This window comes from Nitratireductor aquibiodomus (assembly GCF_900105565.1).
GTDB classification, from domain to species: domain Bacteria; phylum Pseudomonadota; class Alphaproteobacteria; order Rhizobiales; family Rhizobiaceae; genus Nitratireductor; species Nitratireductor aquibiodomus.
Map to the genome: position 1 here is coordinate 2,225,149 of NZ_FNSL01000001.1, position 20,670 is coordinate 2,245,818.

The following is a 20,670-nucleotide window of genomic DNA, read 5'->3' on the forward strand; positions in this document are numbered from 1 at the left end:
GTTTACAAGCCATTCAGAACGCCCGGCCACCGCGCCGGGCGTTTTTCTTTTGGCCCGGCCCTTGCATCTCACTTCCGCCGCATCTTTTATGAAAAAGAACAGCAACTTGAGGCAGGCGGGATCGAAAGTATCGGATGGATCAGGGCATTTATCTCATAACGCTCGTGGGCACGGCTCTTGTGCTCTTCGCCGCGTTTTCGAGCCTGATTGCCTTTCGCTTCGGCGCACCGCTCCTCCTCATCTTCCTCGGCATCGGCCTGGCAGCCGGGACAGACGGGCTCGGGCTTGATTTCGACAATGCAGCGATTGCCTATTTCATCTGCTCGCTGGCATTGGCCATTATCCTTTTCGATTCAGGGTTTGGCACGTCGATAACAGCGTTCAGGCAGGCTGCAGCGCCCGCCATCGTCCTTGCGACCATCGGCGTGTTGCTGACCGCCGGGCTCGTGGGCGTTGCAGCCTACTATGTAACGGGCTTCAGCTGGCTTGAATCCTTTCTGCTTGGCGCAACGGTGGCATCGACCGACGCGGCGGCAGTGTTCTTCCTGCTACGGGTGGGCAACATCTCCGTGCGCGAGCGGGTGCGCTCGACGCTCGAAGTCGAATCGGGATCGAACGACCCGATCGCCATCTTCCTAACGCTCTCTCTTGTCGGGCTGATCGCAGGTGGCGAAGCGATCCAGGCAGGAGAACTGGCGGTCGACGTGGCGCTCGGCTTCCTGCAGCAGATGGGGATCGGCCTCGTCGCAGGCCTTGTCGGCGGCTGGAGCATCGTGCGGCTGGTGGTCCGGCTCAGACTGGAACAGGGGCTTTTGCCTATTTTCGTGCTTGCTCTGTCTCTGCTTGTGTTTGCGCTGGCAGGCGCCATGGGCGGCTCGGGCTTTCTCGCCGTTTATGTGGCCGGCCTGATCGCCGGTAATGCCAAGCTGCGCTCGACCGCCATGCTGAAGCGCTTTCAGGACGGCGTGACCTGGCTCGCGCAGATCATCATGTTTCTCGTGCTCGGCCTGTTTGCAACGCCGTCGCAATTTGCCGAGATCATTCTGCCAGCACTGTTTATTGGCCTGTTCCTGATCTTCGTCGCCCGTCCGCTGGCGGTGACGCTCTGTCTGATGCCCTTCCGGTTCTCGCCCGCCGAGAGCGCCTTCATCTCGTGGGTGGGCCTGCGCGGAGCAGTATCGATCCTGCTTGCGATCACGCCGCTGATCGACGAACTGCCCAATGGCCGCCCCCTGTTCAACATCGTTTTCATCATCGTGCTTGTCTCGCTGATCGTGCAGGGCTGGACGGTAGGGCCCTTGGCACGCCGGCTGGGGCTGACACTGCCCCCGCGCATGGGGCCGCTAAACAAGGTTGAGCTGGAACTGCCCGGTTCCGCCCGTCATGAACTCCTCGCTTATCGCGTGGTGGCAGGGAGCCCGGTGGAGCGCGGCCAGCGCATTCCACGCTGGGCGAAGCCATCTCTGGTGGTGCGCGACGGACGCTCCATGACCTATCAGTATGCCGGGCGGCTTGCCGCCGGCGACCATGTCTATATTTTTGTGCCTGACCGCTATCCGCGCCTGCTCGACCGCCTGTTCGCAAGCCCGGCGGAGGTGGACCCGGAGGACGCCGATTTCTTCGGCGCCTTCGCTGTTGACCCGGAGCGTCCGGCGTCCGACATCGAAGCAGCCTATGCGCCGGGACTGAGCGAAGACGACCAGAAGAAGACCATTGCCGACCTCATACGCGAACGGCTCGGCGGACGCGCCGAATATGGCGACCGGACGACCCTGGGTGAAATCGAACTGATCGTGCGCGATGTCGATGAAGACGGCCGCATCAGTGCCATAGGCCTTTCGGTTGAACCGCACCCGCCCGAAGCGCGCCTTCCGCTGTTGCTCAATCCACGCGAAATCCTGCGCCGCGTTTTCCGCAGGAGGCCGCCCCCCGACGCCGGCGCATAATCGCACCCACCATCTTGCACCCGCTGCACGGCGCTGTATGGTCGCCGACGAATTCATATCATTCTTCCACCAGCGGTTCCGGGCGGCCGACTTCCTCCGACCATCCGCAAACCCCTCACAGGAGACATCGACGCATCATGCCGGATTTCAGGACCCTTGACGATCTCGACGACATTGCAGGCAAGCGTGTGCTGGTGCGCGTCGACCTGAACGTGCCGGTGAAAGACGGCAAGGTGAGCGACACCACACGGATCGAGCGCGTCGCGCCGACCATCCGGGAGCTTTCAGGCAAGGGCGCGAAGGTGATCCTGATGGCGCATTTCGGCCGACCGAAGGGCAAGCCTGATCCGGCAGCATCGCTGGAGCCCATCGCCTATGCGGTGGAAAGCGTGCTCGACCATCGTGTGCACTTTGCAAAGGATTGTATCGGCGCGCCGGCGGCTGAGGCGATTGCCGAAATGACGAATGGCGACATTCTGCTTCTGGAAAACACCCGTTTCCACGAGGGCGAGGAGAAGAACGATCCCGAATTCGCAAAGGCGCTGGCCGAGAATGGCGACATCTATGTGAACGATGCTTTCTCAGCCGCCCATCGCGCCCACGCCTCGACAGAGGGGCTCGCCCATCTGCTGCCGGCCTATGCGGGCCGCACCATGCAGGCGGAGCTGGAAGCGCTGGAGAAAGGCCTTGGCAAACCGGCCAAACCCGTGCTCGCCATTGTCGGCGGTGCGAAGGTTTCCACCAAGATCGATCTGCTGATGAATCTGGTGAAGAAGGTCGACGCGCTGGTGATCGGCGGCGGCATGGCCAACACATTCCTGGCCGCGCGCGGCACTGAAGTCGGCAAATCGCTCTGCGAACACGATCTTGCAAAGACGGCAAAGCAGATCATGATCGAGGCAGCGGAAAGTGGCTGCGCGCTGATCCTGCCGGTGGATGCCGTGGTGGCGCGCGAGTTCAAGGCTGGCGCGGAGAGCGAAACGGTCGAGATCGAGAGCGTGCCGGCGGATGCCATGATCCTCGATGTGGGCGCAAAGAGCGTCGAGAAGGTCAACGAATGGCTCGACCGCGCCGACACGGTGGTGTGGAACGGCCCGCTCGGCGCATTCGAGGTCGAACCGTTCGACGCAGCGACGGTGGCGGCGGCAAAGCACGCAGCACATCGCACCGCCGAGGGACTGCTCGTCTCGGTGGCCGGCGGTGGAGACACGGTGGCGGCGTTGAACCACGCCGGTGTGACAGAGGAATTCTCTTATGTTTCCACTGCAGGCGGTGCGTTTCTGGAGTGGATGGAAGGCAAGAAACTGCCCGGTGTGGAGGCACTTTCGAAGACCCGTTAAGCAAAATGTGAATAGCCTGTCATTTCAATCGATTAGGGGTCTTAAGGGCGCATTCCGTTTGTCATCGTCATCTGCTATCGCCCGGTCATGAACAGACAGGAGACCTGAAATGAGCGAACGCCTTGAGGATATTGCAGCCGCCATGGTGACCCCCGGACAGGGGATTCTGGCGGCGGATGAGAGTTCCGGCACCATCAAGAAGCGCTTCGACACGATCGGGCTGGAATCGACGGAAGAGAACCGCCGCGACTATCGTGAGATGATGTTCCGCGCCGAGGCGGCGATGAAGGACTGCATTTCCGGCGTCATCCTCTACGATGAGACGATCCGCCAGAAGGCTGCCGACGGCACGCCGCTCGTCGACGTCATCAAGGCCTCCGGCGCAGTTCCCGGCATCAAGGTTGATGGCGGCGCCAAGCCACTGGCCGGCTTCGACGGCGAAACCATCACCGAAGGCCTCGACGGCCTGCGCGACCGCCTCAACGAGTATTACGGCCTTGGCGCGCGTTTCGCCAAGTGGCGCGGCGTGATCTCCATCTCGAATGACCTGCCGAGCTGGGGCGCGGTGAAGCAGAACGCACAGGCGCTCGCACGCTATGCGGCACTTTGTCAGGAAGCGGGCATTGTGCCGATCGTCGAGCCGGAAGTGCTGATGGACGGCAAGCCGGGCGACCACTCCATCGACCGCTGTTACGAAGTGACCGAGTGGGTTCTGAAGACCGTCTTTGCCGAGCTCTACGACGCGCGCATCTCGCTTGAGGGCATGGTCCTGAAGCCGAACATGGTGATCGACGGCAAGAACGCCCGCAAGGCGAGCCGCGAGGAAGTGGCCGAAAAGACCGTGCGCTGCCTGAAGTCGACCGTTCCGGCCGCGGTGCCCGGCATTGCGTTCCTGTCCGGCGGCCAGTCGGACGAGGAAGCGACGGCGCATCTCTCGCTCATGAATGCCGGCTTCGACATGCCGTGGGCGCTGACCTTCTCCTATGGTCGCGCGCTGCAGGCTGCCGGCCTGAAGGCATGGGGTGGCAAGAAGGAAAATGTTGCCGCCGCGCAGCAGGCCTTCGCACACCGCGCGAAGATGAACAGTCTCGCCGCCACCGGCCAGTGGAAACAGGACCTCGAAGCCGCCTGATCGGGCAGGCACATCGAGAACGCATATCGCGGCCCGTCGACGATTGTCGGCGGGCCGTTTCCGTTCTGCGGGAGGCGCGTCAGCCTCAGGGCACCGTCCACGCCTGGGTAGCGGGAGGAGGCATGTCCACCCAGGAGTGTCCGGACGCTACGAAGCAGGTTCGCTTCAGCGGATCCGTCACGATCAGCGTCCAGGTCCCGGCAGGTGACGTGTAGAGTTCCATCACGGCCCGGTCACCAACCAGGCCAAAGCCGGCCTGCCGCTCCTGAAACCTGCTCTGCAGCCAGGAGACAATTTCAGACCGTGGACCGCACGCCCTGACCTGCGCCTGGGCGCCACCTGCAAGGGCGGTAAACATCACGGCTGCGCCGAGTATGGCGGCAGCGTGCCTGATGATTTTCTTGGTAAACATCGCATATCTCCTTCGCCGTTCCGTCCCGGCAAGGGAAATGCGATCTCAGCTCCGCAGAGCCGGGACGGGACAGGCCGGTTCCGACGTCATCATCGCGTCGCTCCTTTCTTGATTTCCGGTCTGTTTGCGGGCGGGTGCGGCACCTGCCGCTCCCGCCTGATTCACACATGATGATGAATGGTCGAAAGCGCCAGATGCGATCACTGAAGAGTGATGGGATCGAGCACAGGGGCCAGTCGGGCCTTGCGCTTCAACAAGCCCCGAAATGGCCAGTAAGCGCCGTTTGCGGACCGTGTTTCACGCCCTATTCGCCGCCGCGTAAAAGAATGGTGAGCGATACCGCGGCAAGCGCGATAAGGGCCAGCTTCCAGAAATCGGCACGGCGCCTGAGACCCGGAAGGCCAAGCGGCTTGATGATGTGCACGATCATCATCGCCAGGATGAGAAGCAGCAGGATCTTGGTCATGAAGGCCCGATTCGCGAAGACATGCCCTGTTGTGCCTCCCTGCATGTCGCCTGTCAAAACCGCACCCTTCGCCGCAAGTCTGATTTACGCGCGGCCACCCGATCCGCTAACCTCCTCGCAAAGAGGCTCAAACCGCAGGGAGGAGGCGGGATGGCGTCGCGCTATCACGAGGTCTACGGAAACTGGAAACAGAATCCGGAGGAATTCTGGGCGGAGGCTGCCGCCGAAATCGACTGGTTCAGTCCCTGGGAGAAGGTTTTCGCCGCCAGGGCCGGCGTTTACGGACGCTGGTTTCCCGGCGCGACCTGCAACACATGCTTCAATGCGGTGGACCGGCATGTCGAGGGCGGGCGAAAGGATCAGCCCGCCCTCGTCTATGACAGCCCCATCAGCGGCCGCCAGAAAAGCTTCACCTATGGCGAGCTGAAAGACGAGGTCTCGGCGCTGGCTGCGGTGCTGAAAGATTTCGGCGTCGGCAAGGGCGACCGCGTGGTCATCTACATGCCCATGGTGCCGGAGGCGGTGTTCGCCATGCTGGCCTGCGCGCGCATCGGCGCGGTGCATTCGGTGGTGTTCGGCGGATTCGCCGCCCGCGAACTGGCCGCACGCATCGACGACGCAGCGCCAAAGGCGATCATCTCGGCCTCCTGCGGGCTGGAGCCCGGCCGTGTGGTGGCCTACAAGCCGTTGCTCGATGAAGCGATCAGCCTCTCCGCCGCCAGGCCGGAGGCGTGTCTGATCCTGCAGCGAGAAGAACAGCGCTGCGACCTGACGGAAGGCCGCGACCACGACTACGCCGAACTGGTGAATGCCGCACGGGCCGGGGGCCGCGTGGTGCCCTGCGCGCCGGTGCTTGCGACCGACCCGCTCTACATCCTCTACACGTCTGGCACGACAGGCCGGCCCAAGGGCGTGGTGCGCGACAATGGCGGCCATATGGTGCGGCTCAAATGGTCGATGTTTAACGAATTCGGCATCAGGCCGGGTGAAACCTTCTGGGCTGCATCGGATGTGGGCTGGGTTGTGGGCCACTCCTACATCGTCTATGCGCCGCTGCTTCATGGCTGCACCACAATCCTCTTTGAGGGCAAGCCCGTCGGCACGCCCGATGCCGGCGTGTTCTGGCGGGTAATCGCCGAGCACAATGTGGCCGCGCTCTTCACCGCGCCGACAGCGTTTCGCGCGATCCGCACGGCAGACCCGGACCCGGAGATGCTGGCCCCGCACGACCTCTCCGGCTTCCGCACACTCTTTCTGGCTGGCGAGCGCGCCGATCCCGACACCGTCAAATGGGCGGAGAAGACGCTGGGCGTTCCGGTGATCGACCATTGGTGGCAGACGGAAACCGGTGCGCCGATCAGCCAGGACCCCGTCGGACTTGGGATGCTCCCGGTTAAATATGGCTCCCCCGGCGTGCCGATGCCGGGGTATGACGTGCAGGTTCTGGACGATGCGGGACACGGGGTGCCGACAGGCACGCTCGGCAACGTGGTGGTGAAGCTGCCGCTGCCGCCCGGCGCGCTGCCGACACTGTGGAACGACGACAAACGCTTCCGCGATGCCTATCTCAGCGAGTTTCCGGGCTACTACAAGACGGCGGATGCCGGCCTGCTGGACGAAGACGGCTATCTCTTCATCATGGCGCGCACGGACGACATCATCAACGTGGCGGGTCACCGGCTTTCCACCGGCGGCATGGAAGAGGTCGTGGCCGAACACCCGGCGGTCGCCGAGTGCGCGGTGATCGGCATTGCCGATCCGCTGAAGGGACAGGTGCCCTGCGGCTTCGTGGTGCTGCATGGAAAGAACACAGCCGACATGGGCACGGTGGAACGTGAACTGATCGCCATGGTGCGTGAGCGCATCGGGCCTGTCGCCGCATTCAAGAAGGTCGTGCCGGTGAAGCGCCTGCCCAAGACACGCTCGGGCAAAATCCTGCGCACCACCATGCAGAAGATCGCCGACCATCAGGAATGGACCATGCCGGCCACCATCGACGACCCGGCCATTCTGGACGAAATCGGCGAGGCGCTTGGCAGGTCGGAATCCTGATCACATGCGAGCGGGCCGCACAGCTCTTGACCTTCCCGCGCCTGCGGCGCAGGGTCCAGCCGTTTTCGGCATGAGGATTCAACATGGCACTGGACGGCAAGACAGCAATCGTAACAGGCGGCGCGGGCGGCATAGGCTATGCAATCGCCGAGCGGTTTCTGCGCCACGGCGTCAAGGTCGTGATCGCCGACCTGGAGGGTGAGAAAGGCGCACAGGCGCTGGCCGACCTCGAAAAACTGGGTGACGCGCGCTTCGTCAAGGCCGATGTGAGCAAGCGGCTCGACGTTCACAACCTGCTGGCCGAGACGATCGATGCCTTCGGTGATGTCGACATTCTCGTCAACAATGCAGGGATCGTGCATGCCGCCGACTTCCTCGATCTCAAGGAGGAAGACTTCAACCGTGTGCTCGACACCAATCTGAAGGGCACCTTCCTGACAGGTCAGGCGGTCGCGCGCTATATGGTCGAGAAGGTCGAAGGCGGCGGCGCGGCCGGCACGATCATCAACATGTCGTCGATCAACGCCATTCTCGCCATCCCCGAGCAGATCGCCTACACGGTGTCCAAGGGGGGTGTCAGCCAGCTCACACGCGTCATGGCGCTGGCACTGGCACCCTACGGCATCCGCGTCAACGCCATTGGTCCAGGCTCGATCGCAACAGATATGCTTGCCAGCGTGAACAGCGACCAGGCAGCGCGCAACCGGATGCTTTCGCGCACGCCACTCGGCCGCATCGGGGAGCCTGGCGAAATCGCATCGGTGGCAACCTTCCTGGCAGACGACGATTCAAGCTATGTGACGGGACAGACCATCTATGCCGATGGCGGTCGGCTGCCGCTGAACTACACGGTTGAGGTCAAGCCGGAAACCTCCTGACAAAACGCTGTCACCACCGCGGAGCGATAATACTCCTGCCAGAATCAGGAGATTATTGCCATGTCAGACTTCCCCGGAAGCTTCCTCAGCGCTGTCCGCCGCTGGGCCGACCAGACCCGTGAGCGCCGGCGGCGCAGAATGACCAGACGAATGCTGAACGACCTGCCGACCGCCGTGCAACGCGATATCGGCTGGGACCCCGCCAGCCGCGCACGACGCTGAGCCTGCCGCACTTCAAGGATATGAAATGAGTGATCGCAAGAAAATCGGCTTCGTCTTCATCGAGAACTATGCCGACTGGGAGTACGGCCTTCTCGCCGCTTCTGCCGTGGAATGGCTTGGCGCAGATGTCGTTGCATTGACGCCCGGCGCCGGAACGGTGACGTCTATCGCAGGGTTTCGGCGAGCCGGCGATCGGGGGGCCTCTGCGGAGGAAAACGCGGATCTCGGCGCTGTTGCAGTGATCGGGTCCGACCGATGGACCGTGGCCGATGCACCGGACGTCGCCCCGCTTCTGCAGACGGTGGGAGCTCGTGGCGGCGTGGTGGGCGGCATCTGCGCGGGCACGCTTGCACTCGCACGGGCCGGGCTTTTCGAAACCCGCTCCCACACGAGCAACGGCGCGGACTGGATCGACGAGAACCTGCCTGACTACAAAGGCAGGGAGAATTATCGCGATGTGCCTTTCGCCGTCTGTGATGATCGCGTGGTGAGCGCACCCGGCACCGCACCTGCCACCTTTGCTTCAGCTTTCCTCGAAGCTGTCTTCCCCGACAAAATTGAGATGCTGACGGAATTCCGAGCAATGATGGCGCGCGAGTTCCAGCCCGGCTGAGCACGTTCTCAATCTCAGGCAACACCTTTTCAGCCCTCCTGACGGAATGTTGTCAGGAGGGCTGTGTCATTCTTGCTCCATCGATAATATCGACAATGGAGGGTTGTGAGGCATGTCCGACACGTTGCCGCTAAACGCAGTGGTCTGGGCGGAGATACCGGTGACCGATCTCGATCGCGCGCGGGACTTCTACGCCGCGGTGGTGCAGAACGAACTCGTGCTGCGCGAGGACGGGCCCAACCCGTTCGCCATCTTCGACACACGCGATCCGCAGGGTTCTGTCGCCGGACATATCTACCCCGGCAAGCCAGCTCCGGAGGGAAGCGGCCCAACGATCCATCTTGCGGTGCCGGCCCCACTTGAAGACGCCATGGAGCGTGTCACAAAGAATGGCGGCAAACTGGTATCACCCATTATTACTATTCCTGCCGGCCGTTTCGTGTATTGTCTCGACCCCGACGGGAACAGCTTCGGAATTTTTGCGTGAGGAGAAATACGCATGCGCCGTGCTGACCGACTTTTTCAGATCGTCCAGCATTTGCGGGGCGGGCGCCTGGTTACGGCGCGTCTTTTGAGCGAGCGTCTCGAGGTTTCCGAGCGCACGATCTATCGTGATATTGCCGACCTGCAGTCGACCGGCGTGCCGATCGACGGTGAGGCCGGCGTCGGCTATCTGATGCGGGAGGGGTTCGAGCTTCCCCCGCTCATGTTCACACGCGATGAGATCGTGGCGCTGGTGGCCGGTGCACGCATGGTTCGCGCCTTTGGCGGCGCAGCCATGGCGCGGGCGGCCGAGGAAGCCCTGATCAAGATAGGAACCGTGCTGCCCGAGCCGGAGCGCGACCGCATTGCCCGCACCGAAATTCACACCCCGCGCTGGGTGGTGAGCGACATGGACCGCCAGGCCATCGACACGCTGGAGCGTGCGGTGGAGACGCGGGACGTGCTCTCCATCGATTACCGCGATGAAGCCGGACGCACCTCCGAGCGCGACGTGCGCCCGCTTGGTCTCTGGTTCTGGGGCAAGGTCTGGACGCTGGTGGCGTGGTGCGAGTTGCGCGGGGATTTCCGCACATTCCGCATCGACCGCATCGCAACGATGAAACCGGCAGGTCGGACTTTCCGCCCCGAGCGCGGCAAGCAGCTTGCCGACTTCTACCGGCGCATGGAAATGCACGAAGCCATGATGGGCAGAGCCTGCGCGAGCTGAGGCGATGCTCCCCGGCAGCCGGGGAGCGATCTAAATCATTGATAGAGCATCGGAATAACCCGAAAACCGGATCCCACTTTTCGGTCCGATGCACTAGATCGCCGTGCGTCCATCCGGACGCACAAAGGACGATCTAATCTATTGATGGAGCATCGGAATAACCCGAAAACCGGATCCCACTTTTCGGTCCGATGCTCGATATTCAGATCAGGACCGCTCGTCCTCTTCCTCTTCGTCCGCATCGCTGGATTTCAGCGACGAGAGCTTGGCAAAGACCGCATCCGCGTCGAGTTCCTGCTCGTCGGAGGGCGTCTCGGACGGAGCCTGCTCACCGATCGGCAGATCCTCGGTCTCGGAAGCCGGGAGCAGGGTCTCGCCGGTGCTTTCCTGCGGCGGCAGGTATTTTGCCGCGCGCTGCACCTCCAGATCGAGATCGATCTGAGAGCAAAGGCCCAGAGTCACCGGGTCCATCGGCACGAGGTTTGCCGAATTCCAGTGCGTGCGCTCACGGATCGCCTCAATGGTCGATTTCGTGGTGCCGACAAGACGCGAGATCTGCGCATCCTTGAGCTCGGGATGATTGCGCACCAGCCAGAGAATGGCGTTGGGGCGATCCTGGCGCTTGGAAAGCGGCGTGTAGCGCGGGCCCTTGCGCTTGGTCTCGGGCACGCGAACCTTCGGCTCCGAAAGCCGCAGCTTGTGGTTCGGATTGCCTTCGCCAAGGGCGATCTCCTCGCGGGTGAGCTGTCCGGTCATAACCGGGTCCATGCCCTTGATGCCCTGTGCGGCATCACCATCGGCAATCGCCCCCACTTCGAGCGGGTGGAGTTTGCAGAATTCGGCGATCTGATCGAAGGTCAGTGCCGTGTTGTCGACCAGCCAGACGGCGGTGGCCTTGGGCATGAGAAGCGTGTTGGCCATGTGTCAAGAATCCTCTTCCTTCGCCCGCGTCCCTGGCGCGGGCGGTGGTCATAACCACCGATGTTGGGAAATATCGCCCGCGTTATAAACTGAAACGCCCCCCTGACGCAACAAATTGCGCGACACGGCAGATGGGGAGTGTCACCGAACCGTCATCGATGTGTCATCGGCCTGAAATCAAGGCTTCCGATTGTGCCGCTCCTATGGGTCTTGAGGGAGTTTTCAGACATGGGACGCCACGCAATCATTCTGGGCCTGCTGGCAAGCACGGCCGTCATTCTGCCCGCGCATGCGGACATGGCATTCAACCGCATCGCCACCTTCCCGGTGGCGGAGAACCTGCCGGCTGATGCCGATGTGACAACAGAAACCTCCTCGGAGATCATCGCACGCAGCGCTGATGGCAAGACGCTGATTTACTCCGACAGCCCGCTGGGCGGTGTGGGCTTCGTCGACATCGGCGATGCCAACGCTCCGAAAGCCAGCGGCATGCTCAGGCTGGACGGCGAGCCAACTTCGGTGGGCGTGGCGGGCCAGAAGGCCATCGCGGCGGTCAACACGTCCGAGAGCTACACCAGCCCTTCCGGCAATCTCGTGGTGATCGACATGGCGGCGAAGACCGCCGAGAAGTCCTGCGATCTGGGTGGCCAGCCGGATTCAGTGGCCGTCAGCAGTGACGGGCGTTTTCTCGCCGTCGCCATCGAGAACGAGCGCGACGAGGACCTAAACGACGGCGTGATTCCGCAGATGCCCGCCGGTGACCTGAAGGTCTTCAATCTCAACGACGGGGTGCCCGACTGCGGCAGCATGAAGACCGTCTCCCTGAGCGGCCTTGCAGAAATCGCACCGGAAGACCCCGAGCCGGAATTCGTTGATTTCAACGACGCCGGCGAGATCGTCGTCACCATGCAGGAAAACAATCACATCGCCGTGGTTGCAGCCGAGACCGGCGAGGTGACAGGCCATTTCTCCGCCGGTCAGATCAGCCTGGAAAACATCGACACGCTGGACAACGGCGCCATCGCTTTCGATCAGAATGTGCAGAACCTGAAGCGCGAACCGGACGCCGTGAAATGGCTGGACAGCGATCGATTCATCACCGCCAATGAAGGCGACTATGAGGGTGGATCGCGCAGTTTCACCATCTTCAGCAAGTCGGGCGACGTTCTGTTCGACAGCGGCAATGATCTTGAGTTCCGCGCTGCGGCTGCCGGCCACTATCCCGACAAGCGCTCGGACGCCAAAGGCACAGAGCCGGAAGGACTGGAAGTCGCAGCCTTCGGCGATCAGCAGTACATCTTCGTGGCACTGGAGCGCGCCTCGCTCGTCGTGGTCTACCGCGACACGGGCGGTGAGCCGGAATTCGTCCAGGTCCTGCCCTCCGGTATCGGCCCCGAAGGCCTCGTGGCCATACCCGAACGTAACCTGCTCGTTACGGCAAACGAGGCCGATCTGGTGGAAGACGGCGCGGCCCGCTCTCACGTGATGGTTTACGAACTGACCGAAGGAAAGCCCGTCTATCCGACCATCGAATCGGCGCGTGACGGCAATGGCGTTCCGTTTGGCTGGGGCGCTCTCTCCGGCCTCGTGGCAGACGCCGAAAAGCCCGGCACACTCTACGCCGTGTCCGACTCCTTCTACCGCAACCAGCCGGCCATCTTCACCATCGATGCGACCGAGACGCCGGCCCGCATCACCGCGAGGACCATCGTCACGCGTGGCGGCATGGCAGCCCAGAAGCTCGACCTTGAGGGCATTGCCAATGACGGCAAAGGCGGCTTCTGGCTCGCTTCGGAAGGCCGCACCGACCGTCTGACGCCGCATGCGCTCTTCCGCGTCGATGCCGCCGGCGAAATCAGGGAAGAGATTGCGCTTCCCGCGGAGCTTCTGGCAGTCGAAAAGCGTTTCGGCATGGAAGGCGTGACCGTGGTCGGTGAAGGCGATGACCAGATGCTGGTTATGGCCATTCAGCGCGAATGGGGCGACGATCCCAAGGGTCAGGTGAAGCTTGTGAGCTACAGACCCGCTAGCGGCGAGTGGGCCGCCGTGCGCTACCCGCTCGATGCGGGCGAGAAGGGCTGGGTCGGCCTCTCCGAGATCACCGCTAACGATGGAAAGCTCTATATTGTCGAGCGTGACAACCAGATCGGCACGTCTGCGAAGATCAAGAAGCTCTACAGCGTGTCGCTCGACGGCTTTCAGCCGGCGGCGCTGGATGCGGATCTGCCGCTGGTCGAAAAGACACTGGAGCGCGACCTGTTGCCCGACATGAAAGCCGCGGCCAACGGCTATGTAGTCGACAAGATCGAGGGTTTCGCCATCGACGCGGAAGGCACGGCCTACTTCGTGACCGACAATGACGGTGTGGACGATTCATCCGGCGAGACGATTTTCGTCAATCTCGGCAAACTCGATGCCACAAACTAGAGCAATTGCAGGCAACGCGGAAACGCGGTGACACAGCCTCCCAGGGCGAGAAAACCCCGGCGCCAGCGCCGGGGTTTTCTTTTGGGTGAACGCCTCCTGACGGTCAGGCGACTTCGAGCACGATCTTGCCGATATGAGCACCCTCTTCCATGCGTTCATGCGCACGCCAGGCCTCTTCAAGAGGAAAGGTCATGTCCATGACGGGCGCAATGCGGCGCGCGGCAAGAAGCGGCCAGACATGCGCTTCCAGCTCGGTGGCGATACGTGCCTTGAACGCCACGGAACGGGGCCTGAGCGTGGAGCCCGTATGGACAAGCCGCTTGCGCATGACCTGCGAGAAATCGACCGTGGCGCGCGAGCCTTTCAGGAAGGCGATCTGCACGATGCGCCCGTCCATGGCGGCGGCGGCATAATTGCGTTCGATATAATCGCCGCCGATCATGTCGAGGATGACATCCGCCCCATGACCATCGGTCTCTTCCTTGATGGCTTCGACGAAATCCTCGTCGCGATAATTGATCGAACGCACCGCACCCAGCGAGGCGCAGGCAGCGCATTTCTCGGCCGAGCCTGCCGTGGCGATTACCTTCGAGCCCAGTGCCGTGGCCACCTGAATGGCCGTTGTGCCGATACCGGAAGAGCCACCATGAACGAGCAGCGTTTCGCCCGCCTTCAGGCCGCCGCGCTGAAACACGTTGTGCCACACGGTAAAGAAGGTCTCAGGCACCGCTGCCGCTTCGGTGAAGGTGAGATCGTGCGGGATCGGCAGGGCATTGGTCTCATGCGTGAGGCAGTACTCGGCATAGCCGCCGCCCGGCGTGAGCGCGGTGACGCGATCGCCCACCTGCCAGCGCTTCACGCCTTCGCCCACCGCAGCCACCTCGCCGGCCGCTTCCAGGCCCGGCAGGTCCGAGGCGCCAGGCGGCGGTGGATAAAGCCCCTTGCGCTGAAAAACATCCGGCCGATTGATGCCCGCGGCACGCACCCTGATCAGAATTTCGCCCTCAGCGGGCTTCGGCACGTCGCGCTGCTCCGGCTTCAGCACGGTCGGTTCGCCGGGTGTGCTGATCGCAACCGCGGTCATCGTTTCTGGAAGCGTTGTGTGGTTCATCATGCCCCTGTTGATTTGAGAAGGATCTGACAACACAATCGGCGAGCGGTGCTGCCGGATCAAGGGTAATCCCGCACGCAGCGAGGCTGGCGACGGGACGGGAGAGGACATGATGACCATTTTCGAGGAAGAAGAGAAGAAACCGGGTTTGGGGCATCAGATCGGACAGGATCTTTCGCTGCTCTCCGTCGATGAACTCAGAAACCGGATTACACGGCTGAAAGAGGAAATCGTGCGCCTCGAAGAGGAAGTTGAAAGCAAGGGGGCAACAAAAAACGCCGCAGAGGCGTTGTTTCGCCGCGACTGAGACACTCCGGACAGCGCAATCCCGGCCTTGAGCGCCGGTTTTGCGATGCTCCCCGGAAGGTTATTCGCGCATATTGCGTGACACGTGTCTCGAAGACGCTGCTGGACTTTCCACGGACCTTGCTCATGCCATGTTTCAATGGCGAAGGCAGGCTCGCCAAAGACACCCAATCAATTCGAACGCACACCCCTTCGGAATCATTTCATGCTGTCACCTCTCGGTTCCATCATCGCGCTTCTCCTTGGCACAGCCTTCCTGTTGACCGGGTCTGGACTGCATGGGCTCCTGCTGCCGCTCCGCGGGCAGATGGAAGGGTTTCCAACGGCCTCCCTGGGTGCACTGGGTGCCGCATGGGCGGCGGGTTTCGTGGCCGGCTGCTTCGTGGCGCCGCGCATTGTGCGCCGGGCCGGCCATGTGCGCGCTTTCGGCGCCTTTGCCGCATCGGGTGCTATAATTGCGCTTCTGACCGGCATGTGGGTGGACCCGGCCGGCTGGGTGATTTTGCGCATTTTCACCGGCTTCACCATGGCCGGCGCTTTCATGGTGATCGAAAGCTGGCTGAACGAGAAATCCACCAATGAGAACCGCGGCACCGTCTTCGGCATCTATATGATGCTGACCTACGGATCGCTGACAGCAGGCCAGATGACAGTGGCCTTCGGCGATGTTTCCAGCACGATCCTGTTCATGACGACAGGCATTCTGTTCTGTATGGCCCTGATTCCGACCGCCGTCTCCAAAGCCGTGAGCCCAGAGCCGCTAACGCAGGCCTCGCTTGATCTGAAAGGATTATACGTGAACTCGCCGGTCGCCTTTCTCGGCTGCGTGCTTGTGGGCATTGCAAATGGCGCCTGGGGCACGCTGGGTGCGGTGTATGGCGGCCAGATCGGGATTTCGACGCTGCAGATCGCCACAATGATGAGTATTGCCGTTCTTGCAGGGGCCGCTCTGCAGCTTCCCGCGGGCCGGCTCTCCGACCGGATGGACCGGCGTTTCGTCATCTCCGGCGCCGCATTCGGCTCCGGTCTCGTCGGCCTCCTGATACTCCTGACAGCGCCGCGCGACGGGATATATGTGATCGCCATGACAGGGGTTTATGGCGCCTTCGCCTATACGCTCTACTCGATCATCGTCGCCCATGCGAACGATCATGCATCACCCGAGGATTTCGTGAAAGTGGCGAGTGGGCTGCTCTTCCTCTATGGCTTCGGCACCATGATCGGACCGCTGATCGGTGGCGTGTTGATGGAAATCATGCCGCCAGAGAGCCTGTTCCTGATCACGGCGCTGGCCCATTTCGGGCTGGGTGCCTACGCATTGCTGCGCATCTCGCAGCGTGCCCCGGTTCCGGTCGATGAGCGCGAAGCCTTTAAAACGCTGCCGGCGGAGCGGGCGGTTACACCGCAGGCAGCGGTTCTGGATCCGCGCAGCGATACCGACGAATCTCTGACCGATACTGTCGAATAAGTTTCATGAAACCTGTCTATGTGTGGTGTGTCGTAACCCGATTCAGGCGGTGAAACGATAAAGCCCCCGCACCCGGACGAATACCGAGGCGGAGGCCAGAGGCCCTGTGCGGCCAACACGTCTTAAAACGATCTCCCAGACGCCCAGGCGAGCCTGTATGCATCCTGGTTCATGTTCTTGGCGTATGACGAAATCTGTTTGGTCGATTTCGTTTCGCAAAGTGCTCCTGGGGCGTGCGATCGGAAACCGGTTCTCGGTTGTCCCGACGCTCCCCAGATAAGCTAGATCGTCTTTCGCGCGTCCGAATGGACGCACCGCGACCTACAGCGCCGCGCGTCTTATAAGACGCGCAAAGGACGCTGTAACACTTTCAAATGATGCATGTTCGTTGTCTTTCAAATGAATTCATTTGAAAGCGACATGCATTAGTGGCGGGTAACCGCCGACTTGAGCTTTTCCATCTCGTCCTTGATGGCCAGCTTGCGCCGCTTGAGTTGAGCAACATCGAGTTCGTCAACAGAGGGGTGGAGCTTGGCATCGTCGATTTCGCGCTCCAGCTCACCATGCTTACGCTTCAACTCTGCAAGATGGGATTCAAGAGACATGATTGGGATCTCCTTTGCTTCCTCGAGAATTCGCCAGCCGATGCCCGCCCGCAGGAACTGGCGATCAGGACAGTGTGCCACCACAAATGTGGCTTGTCGAACACAGTCTGGTAGCATTTCCTGAAACATTGAAATGTGATATAAGCGCCTCCGCTGCCGGGACTGTCCCGACGGCGTCGCTGGGTTGTGGACTCGTCCCGCGGGTTACAGCCGGGGTTTCGCGCATGTGGGTCAGCTGACTGTGGTGACATCTGAACAGGAACAGGCGGAGATTCGTCTCGAATTCGCCCGCCTCAAACAGGATCACGCGGATTTCGATGCCGCAATCAACGCCATGATCGCCACCGGGTGCGATCCGCTTCGTATCCAGCGCATGAAAAAGAAGAAACTGGCCCTGAAAGACAGGCTCCAGGAACTGGAAGACAACATCATCCCGGACATCATCGCCTGATTTTTCCAGGCTCTTAAGGGCTTGCCGCCGCGCAAGCTTGCGATGACGGCCGGTTTTGACTACAGCCTCATTTTTGATTGCGAGGGGATTTGATGGCTGAGCGGTCCGCCCGAGTGGCGATTATCATGGGAAGCCAGTCCGACTGGGCAACGATGCGCCACGCCGCAGACACGCTCGACCAGCTCGGTGTCGAGTATGAGGCGCGTATTGTCTCTGCGCATCGCACACCCGAACGTCTTTATGACTTCGCCAGAAACGCCCGCGACGAGGGGTTTCAGACGATCATCGCGGGTGCGGGCGGTGCCGCCCACCTCCCCGGCATGACCGCCGCAATGACACCGCTCCCCGTGTTCGGCGTGCCGGTGGAATCCAAGGCGCTTTCCGGGCAGGATTCGCTTCTCTCCATCGTGCAGATGCCCGCAGGCATTCCCGTGGGTACACTCGCCATCGGCCGCGCCGGCGCGATCAACGCTGCGCTCCTTTCTGCTGCGGTGCTGGCGCTTCAAGACGCCAGCCTGGCGGACCGCCTCGATGCATGGCGCGCAGAACAGACGGCGCAGGTCGCCGACTATCCGGTCGACTGAACATGACCGCTCCCCTTCCCCAAGGTGCGACCATCGGCATACTCGGTGGCGGCCAGCTTGGCCGCATGCTGGCAATGGCCGCTGCCAGGCTGGGTTACCGCACCGTGGTGCTGGACCCCGCCGAGGACAGCCCCGCAGCGCAGGTCGCAAACGGCTTCATTCACGCCGCTTACGATGACACGCCAGCTCTGAAGAAGCTTCTCCAGCAATGCGACGTCATAACCTACGAGTTTGAGAACGTGCCGGTCGCAACGGCCCTGTCCCTTTCAGAGGAGATGTCCGTCTTCCCCCCTCCGGAAGCGCTGGAAGCAGCGCAGGACAGGCTTGCCGAGAAGATATTCCTGAACACAGCGGGGATATCCACAGCGCCGTTCCTGTCTGTGGACAACGATGACGATCTCGCACGCGGACTGGAGCGCTTTTCAGGTGGCGTCCTCAAGACGCGCCGGATGGGCTATGACGGCAAGGGGCAACGTGTTTTTCGCAGTGCCGATGCCGGCGCTCATGAAGGTGTCTTTTCCGAGATGGGTGGCGTTCCACTCATACTCGAAGCCCTGGTTCCGTTTCGGCGGGAAATTTCCGTTATCGCCGCGCGGGCGGCGGACGGCAGCACCGCCATATACGACCCGGCCGAGAACGAGCACAGGGACGGCATCCTGCATCGCTCGACCGTGCCCGCCCATGTCGACGCTGGAACCCTCGCCGCGGCGAAGCAGGCGGCCATCGATATCCTAGGTTCACTGCACTATGTGGGCGTGCTCGGCGTGGAGTTCTTCGTGCTCGACAACGGCAAGGTCCTGGTCAACGAGATAGCGCCCCGCGTGCACAATTCCGGACACTGGACCGAGGCAGCCTGCACGGTCTGCCAATTCGAACAGCACATCCGCGCTGTCGCAGGCCTACCGCTTGGTGACACGGGTCGGCACTCGGACTGCGTGATGGAAAACCTGATCGGCGATGAGGTTCTGCGCGCACCCGAATTGCTCAGAGAACCCCATCTGATGCTCCACCTCTACGGCAAGACCGAAATCAGGCCCGGCCGGAAGATGGGACACTTCACCCGTCTCACACGCAGCTGAGATCGCCTTCCTCGCATTCGGCCAGCTCTTCGAGCTGCCGGGTACGCGCCTCGGTGAGTTCCTGAAGGCACTGGGCGCGGATCATGGGCTCTATGGAGCCGCCGCGCACAGCCAGCGTCGCAAGATCGCACTGGGCATCACGAAACCGGATCCATGCCCGCTGCGCGTCCCGCAGCAGCGTGCGCGCATCTTCATTGTCTGAATAGCGCTTCCTGACGGCGTCATACTGCGTATTGAGTGCCTTGTCGGCAGCCTCATAGTCCCGGCCGGCGCACTGCGTCATGTCGAGCTGCGTCTGCGGATCGTCGCAATCGGGCTCCTGGGCCAGGGCTCCAGTCATGGAAGCCGGAATCGCGATCGCCAGGATCGCGATCGAATAGAGATGGTTGCGAAATGACATGTGAAACTCCTTCGATCTGCACCGGTGATGAAGAATTGATTTTCCGAACAGCGGGAATCGCCTGATTCATGCTGCCGAACCCCGCCGAAAGGTTGACACGGACAAGCATCCTCGTCTATGAGCCCATCGACTTGTGGCGCGCCATGGATGCGCGCCTTCTCATTTCGGGCCGTAAGGCCAACCACGGACAAGAACGATGAAGATCAAAAACTCGCTCAAGGCGCTGAAGACCCGTCACCGGGAAAACCGCATGGTCCGTCGCAAGGGCCGCATCTACATCATCAACAAGTCCAACCCGCGCTTCAAGGCACGGCAGGGCTGACGCGCCGGTCTCGGCGGTCTTCACGCGAAATTCAGTTTCCCTTTCACCATGCCGCGCCTATCATTGCGGCATGGTACGATTCACGATCGCAATTCTCGCTGCCGCTCTCATGGGCCTGCCAACGGCACAGGCGGCCGAGGGTGGCAAGCCTGCATCCGGTGTGGAATCACCGGTGCCCGACAGGCAGGCGCGCCTCGACGCGCTCTTCATCGATCTCAAGAAAGAAACCAACGAACGGGCCGCCCGCCGCATAGCGCTGCGGATCGGCGAGACCTGGAGCGATTCGGGCAGCGACACGGCCAACCTCCTCGTTGGCTGGGCGAATGATGCGATCAAGGTGGAAAATCTCTCCGTCGCGCTCGACTTTCTCGATCAGGTCACCATGCTTTTCCCCGATTATGCCGAAGGGTGGAATCGCCGCGCCACGGTGCATTTCATGATGAACGACTATGCCCGCTCGATGGCGGACATATCGCGCACGCTGGAGCTTGAACCGCGCCATTTCGGCGCGCTGGCGGGCATGGCCCGCATCCTGCAGACCACCGGCCGGCAGGAACAGGCGCTTACCGCCTATGAGCAGGTTCTGAACATCTATCCAATGCTGCGCAGCGCGCAGAACGCCGTATCCGAGATATCCGACAAGCTGGCCGGCCAGAGCATTTGAGCGGCATCCGCCACGCCCGCGCGGGCGGAAAACAACCGGCGAATTAACTCCGCCGGTCGTG

23 protein-coding genes are annotated in these 20,670 nt (G+C 61.9%); 17 read left to right on the forward strand and 6 right to left on the reverse strand.

Annotated features, from left to right (window positions below; translation table 11 throughout):
• The first annotated feature begins 134 nt into the window (after window positions 1-134).
• From BLW55_RS10555 to BLW55_RS10565, 3 genes are all read left to right on the forward strand, one after another.
• Window positions 135-1,946 (forward strand): potassium/proton antiporter, encoded by a 1,812-nt coding sequence (locus BLW55_RS10555; RefSeq protein ID WP_025031214.1) that lies wholly within the window; start codon window positions 135-137, stop codon window positions 1,944-1,946.
• A gap of 137 nt (window positions 1,947-2,083) precedes the next feature.
• The gene (locus BLW55_RS10560; protein ID WP_090328763.1) at window positions 2,084-3,286 is read left to right on the forward strand and encodes a phosphoglycerate kinase; all 1,203 of its coding nucleotides are present in this window, start codon (window positions 2,084-2,086) and stop codon (window positions 3,284-3,286) included.
• Window positions 3,287-3,395: 109 nt separating this feature from the next.
• Window positions 3,396-4,418: a class I fructose-bisphosphate aldolase gene (locus BLW55_RS10565; protein WP_090328765.1), complete on the forward strand. Its 1,023-nt coding sequence runs from the start codon at window positions 3,396-3,398 to the stop codon at window positions 4,416-4,418.
• Between the two features lie 85 nt (window positions 4,419-4,503).
• On the opposite strand, the gene BLW55_RS10570 is transcribed toward BLW55_RS10565, so the two are convergent.
• Together BLW55_RS10570 and BLW55_RS20795 are read right to left on the reverse strand one after the other, a co-directional pair.
• The gene (locus tag BLW55_RS10570) at window positions 4,504-4,830 is read right to left on the reverse strand and encodes a hypothetical protein (protein WP_090328767.1); all 327 of its coding nucleotides are present in this window, start codon (window positions 4,828-4,830) and stop codon (window positions 4,504-4,506) included.
• A 304-nt stretch (window positions 4,831-5,134) separates the two neighbouring features.
• Window positions 5,135-5,296 carry a hypothetical protein gene (locus BLW55_RS20795; RefSeq protein ID WP_007008299.1) on the reverse strand — a complete coding sequence of 54 codons (162 nt, stop codon included), beginning with the start codon at window positions 5,294-5,296 and terminating at the stop codon, window positions 5,135-5,137.
• Between the two features lie 150 nt (window positions 5,297-5,446).
• On the opposite strand from BLW55_RS20795, the gene BLW55_RS10580 reads away from it, so the two are divergent.
• The 6 genes from BLW55_RS10580 to BLW55_RS10600 all read left to right on the forward strand — a co-directional run bounded on the left by BLW55_RS10580 (window position 5,447) and on the right by BLW55_RS10600 (window position 10,271).
• Window positions 5,447-7,348 (forward strand): propionyl-CoA synthetase, encoded by a 1,902-nt coding sequence (locus tag BLW55_RS10580; RefSeq protein WP_090328769.1) that lies wholly within the window; start codon window positions 5,447-5,449, stop codon window positions 7,346-7,348.
• A gap of 83 nt (window positions 7,349-7,431) precedes the next feature.
• Window positions 7,432-8,226: an SDR family NAD(P)-dependent oxidoreductase gene (locus BLW55_RS10585; protein ID WP_007008297.1), complete on the forward strand. Its 795-nt coding sequence runs from the start codon at window positions 7,432-7,434 to the stop codon at window positions 8,224-8,226.
• Between the two features lie 60 nt (window positions 8,227-8,286).
• Window positions 8,287-8,448 (forward strand): hypothetical protein, encoded by a 162-nt coding sequence (locus BLW55_RS20800; protein WP_155983475.1) that lies wholly within the window; start codon window positions 8,287-8,289, stop codon window positions 8,446-8,448.
• A 25-nt stretch (window positions 8,449-8,473) separates the two neighbouring features.
• Window positions 8,474-9,061, forward strand: a complete 588-nt coding sequence (locus tag BLW55_RS10590; RefSeq protein ID WP_007008296.1) for a DJ-1/PfpI family protein — start codon at window positions 8,474-8,476, stop codon at window positions 9,059-9,061.
• A 112-nt stretch (window positions 9,062-9,173) separates the two neighbouring features.
• The gene (locus tag BLW55_RS10595) at window positions 9,174-9,548 is read left to right on the forward strand and encodes a VOC family protein (protein WP_090328770.1); all 375 of its coding nucleotides are present in this window, start codon (window positions 9,174-9,176) and stop codon (window positions 9,546-9,548) included.
• A 12-nt stretch (window positions 9,549-9,560) separates the two neighbouring features.
• Entirely contained in the window at window positions 9,561-10,271 is a 711-nt protein-coding gene (locus BLW55_RS10600; RefSeq protein WP_007008294.1) for a helix-turn-helix transcriptional regulator, read from the forward strand.
• Window positions 10,272-10,478: 207 nt separating this feature from the next.
• Here the strand turns inward: BLW55_RS10600 and BLW55_RS10605 are convergent, their stop codons facing one another.
• Window positions 10,479-11,192 (reverse strand): DUF1013 domain-containing protein, encoded by a 714-nt coding sequence (locus BLW55_RS10605; RefSeq protein ID WP_007008293.1) that lies wholly within the window; start codon window positions 11,190-11,192, stop codon window positions 10,479-10,481.
• A 228-nt stretch (window positions 11,193-11,420) separates the two neighbouring features.
• Here BLW55_RS10605 and BLW55_RS10610 point away from each other — a divergent pair, with 228 nt between their 5' ends.
• Window positions 11,421-13,619 carry an esterase-like activity of phytase family protein gene (locus BLW55_RS10610; protein WP_090328773.1) on the forward strand — a complete coding sequence of 733 codons (2,199 nt, stop codon included), beginning with the start codon at window positions 11,421-11,423 and terminating at the stop codon, window positions 13,617-13,619.
• Between the two features lie 103 nt (window positions 13,620-13,722).
• Here the strand turns inward: BLW55_RS10610 and BLW55_RS10615 are convergent, their stop codons facing one another.
• The gene (locus tag BLW55_RS10615) at window positions 13,723-14,730 is read right to left on the reverse strand and encodes an NAD(P)H-quinone oxidoreductase (protein WP_416352829.1); all 1,008 of its coding nucleotides are present in this window, start codon (window positions 14,728-14,730) and stop codon (window positions 13,723-13,725) included.
• Between the two features lie 112 nt (window positions 14,731-14,842).
• Here BLW55_RS10615 and BLW55_RS10620 point away from each other — a divergent pair, with 112 nt between their 5' ends.
• Together BLW55_RS10620 and BLW55_RS10625 are read left to right on the forward strand one after the other, a co-directional pair.
• Window positions 14,843-15,037, forward strand: a complete 195-nt coding sequence (locus BLW55_RS10620; protein ID WP_007008290.1) for a DUF1192 domain-containing protein — start codon at window positions 14,843-14,845, stop codon at window positions 15,035-15,037.
• 204 nt (window positions 15,038-15,241) lie between these two features.
• Complete coding sequence (locus tag BLW55_RS10625; RefSeq protein ID WP_090329960.1) at window positions 15,242-16,504, forward strand: MFS transporter; 1,263 nt, start codon at window positions 15,242-15,244, stop codon at window positions 16,502-16,504.
• Window positions 16,505-16,929: 425 nt separating this feature from the next.
• On the opposite strand, the gene BLW55_RS10630 is transcribed toward BLW55_RS10625, so the two are convergent.
• Window positions 16,930-17,109, reverse strand: coding sequence for a YdcH family protein (locus tag BLW55_RS10630; protein WP_007008288.1), 180 nt, complete (start codon window positions 17,107-17,109; stop codon window positions 16,930-16,932).
• Window positions 17,110-17,350: 241 nt separating this feature from the next.
• Between BLW55_RS10630 and BLW55_RS10635 the strand changes: the two genes are divergently transcribed.
• The 3 genes from BLW55_RS10635 to BLW55_RS10645 all read left to right on the forward strand — a co-directional run bounded on the left by BLW55_RS10635 (window position 17,351) and on the right by BLW55_RS10645 (window position 19,223).
• Window positions 17,351-17,560 carry a YdcH family protein gene (locus BLW55_RS10635; RefSeq protein ID WP_171900098.1) on the forward strand — a complete coding sequence of 70 codons (210 nt, stop codon included), beginning with the start codon at window positions 17,351-17,353 and terminating at the stop codon, window positions 17,558-17,560.
• A gap of 92 nt (window positions 17,561-17,652) precedes the next feature.
• On the forward strand, window positions 17,653-18,144 hold the full coding sequence (gene purE / locus BLW55_RS10640; protein WP_007008286.1) for a 5-(carboxyamino)imidazole ribonucleotide mutase: 492 nt from the start codon (window positions 17,653-17,655) through the stop codon (window positions 18,142-18,144).
• A gap of 2 nt (window positions 18,145-18,146) precedes the next feature.
• Entirely contained in the window at window positions 18,147-19,223 is a 1,077-nt protein-coding gene (locus BLW55_RS10645) for a 5-(carboxyamino)imidazole ribonucleotide synthase (RefSeq protein ID WP_007008285.1), read from the forward strand.
• On the opposite strand, the gene BLW55_RS10650 is transcribed toward BLW55_RS10645, so the two are convergent.
• Window positions 19,210-19,623 carry a lysozyme inhibitor LprI family protein gene (locus tag BLW55_RS10650; RefSeq protein ID WP_007008284.1) on the reverse strand — a complete coding sequence of 138 codons (414 nt, stop codon included), beginning with the start codon at window positions 19,621-19,623 and terminating at the stop codon, window positions 19,210-19,212. The two genes, BLW55_RS10645 and BLW55_RS10650, sit on opposite strands and share 14 nt — an antisense overlap.
• Window positions 19,624-19,819: 196 nt before the next feature.
• Here BLW55_RS10650 and ykgO point away from each other — a divergent pair, with 196 nt between their 5' ends.
• Window positions 19,820-19,945 (forward strand): type B 50S ribosomal protein L36, encoded by a 126-nt coding sequence (gene ykgO, locus BLW55_RS10655; protein ID WP_007008283.1) that lies wholly within the window; start codon window positions 19,820-19,822, stop codon window positions 19,943-19,945.
• Window positions 19,946-20,015: 70 nt separating this feature from the next.
• A complete protein-coding gene (locus tag BLW55_RS10660) occupies window positions 20,016-20,609 on the forward strand; it encodes a tetratricopeptide repeat protein (RefSeq protein ID WP_007008282.1) in 594 nt (197 codons plus the stop codon).
• The last annotated feature ends 61 nt before the right edge of the window (window positions 20,610-20,670 follow it).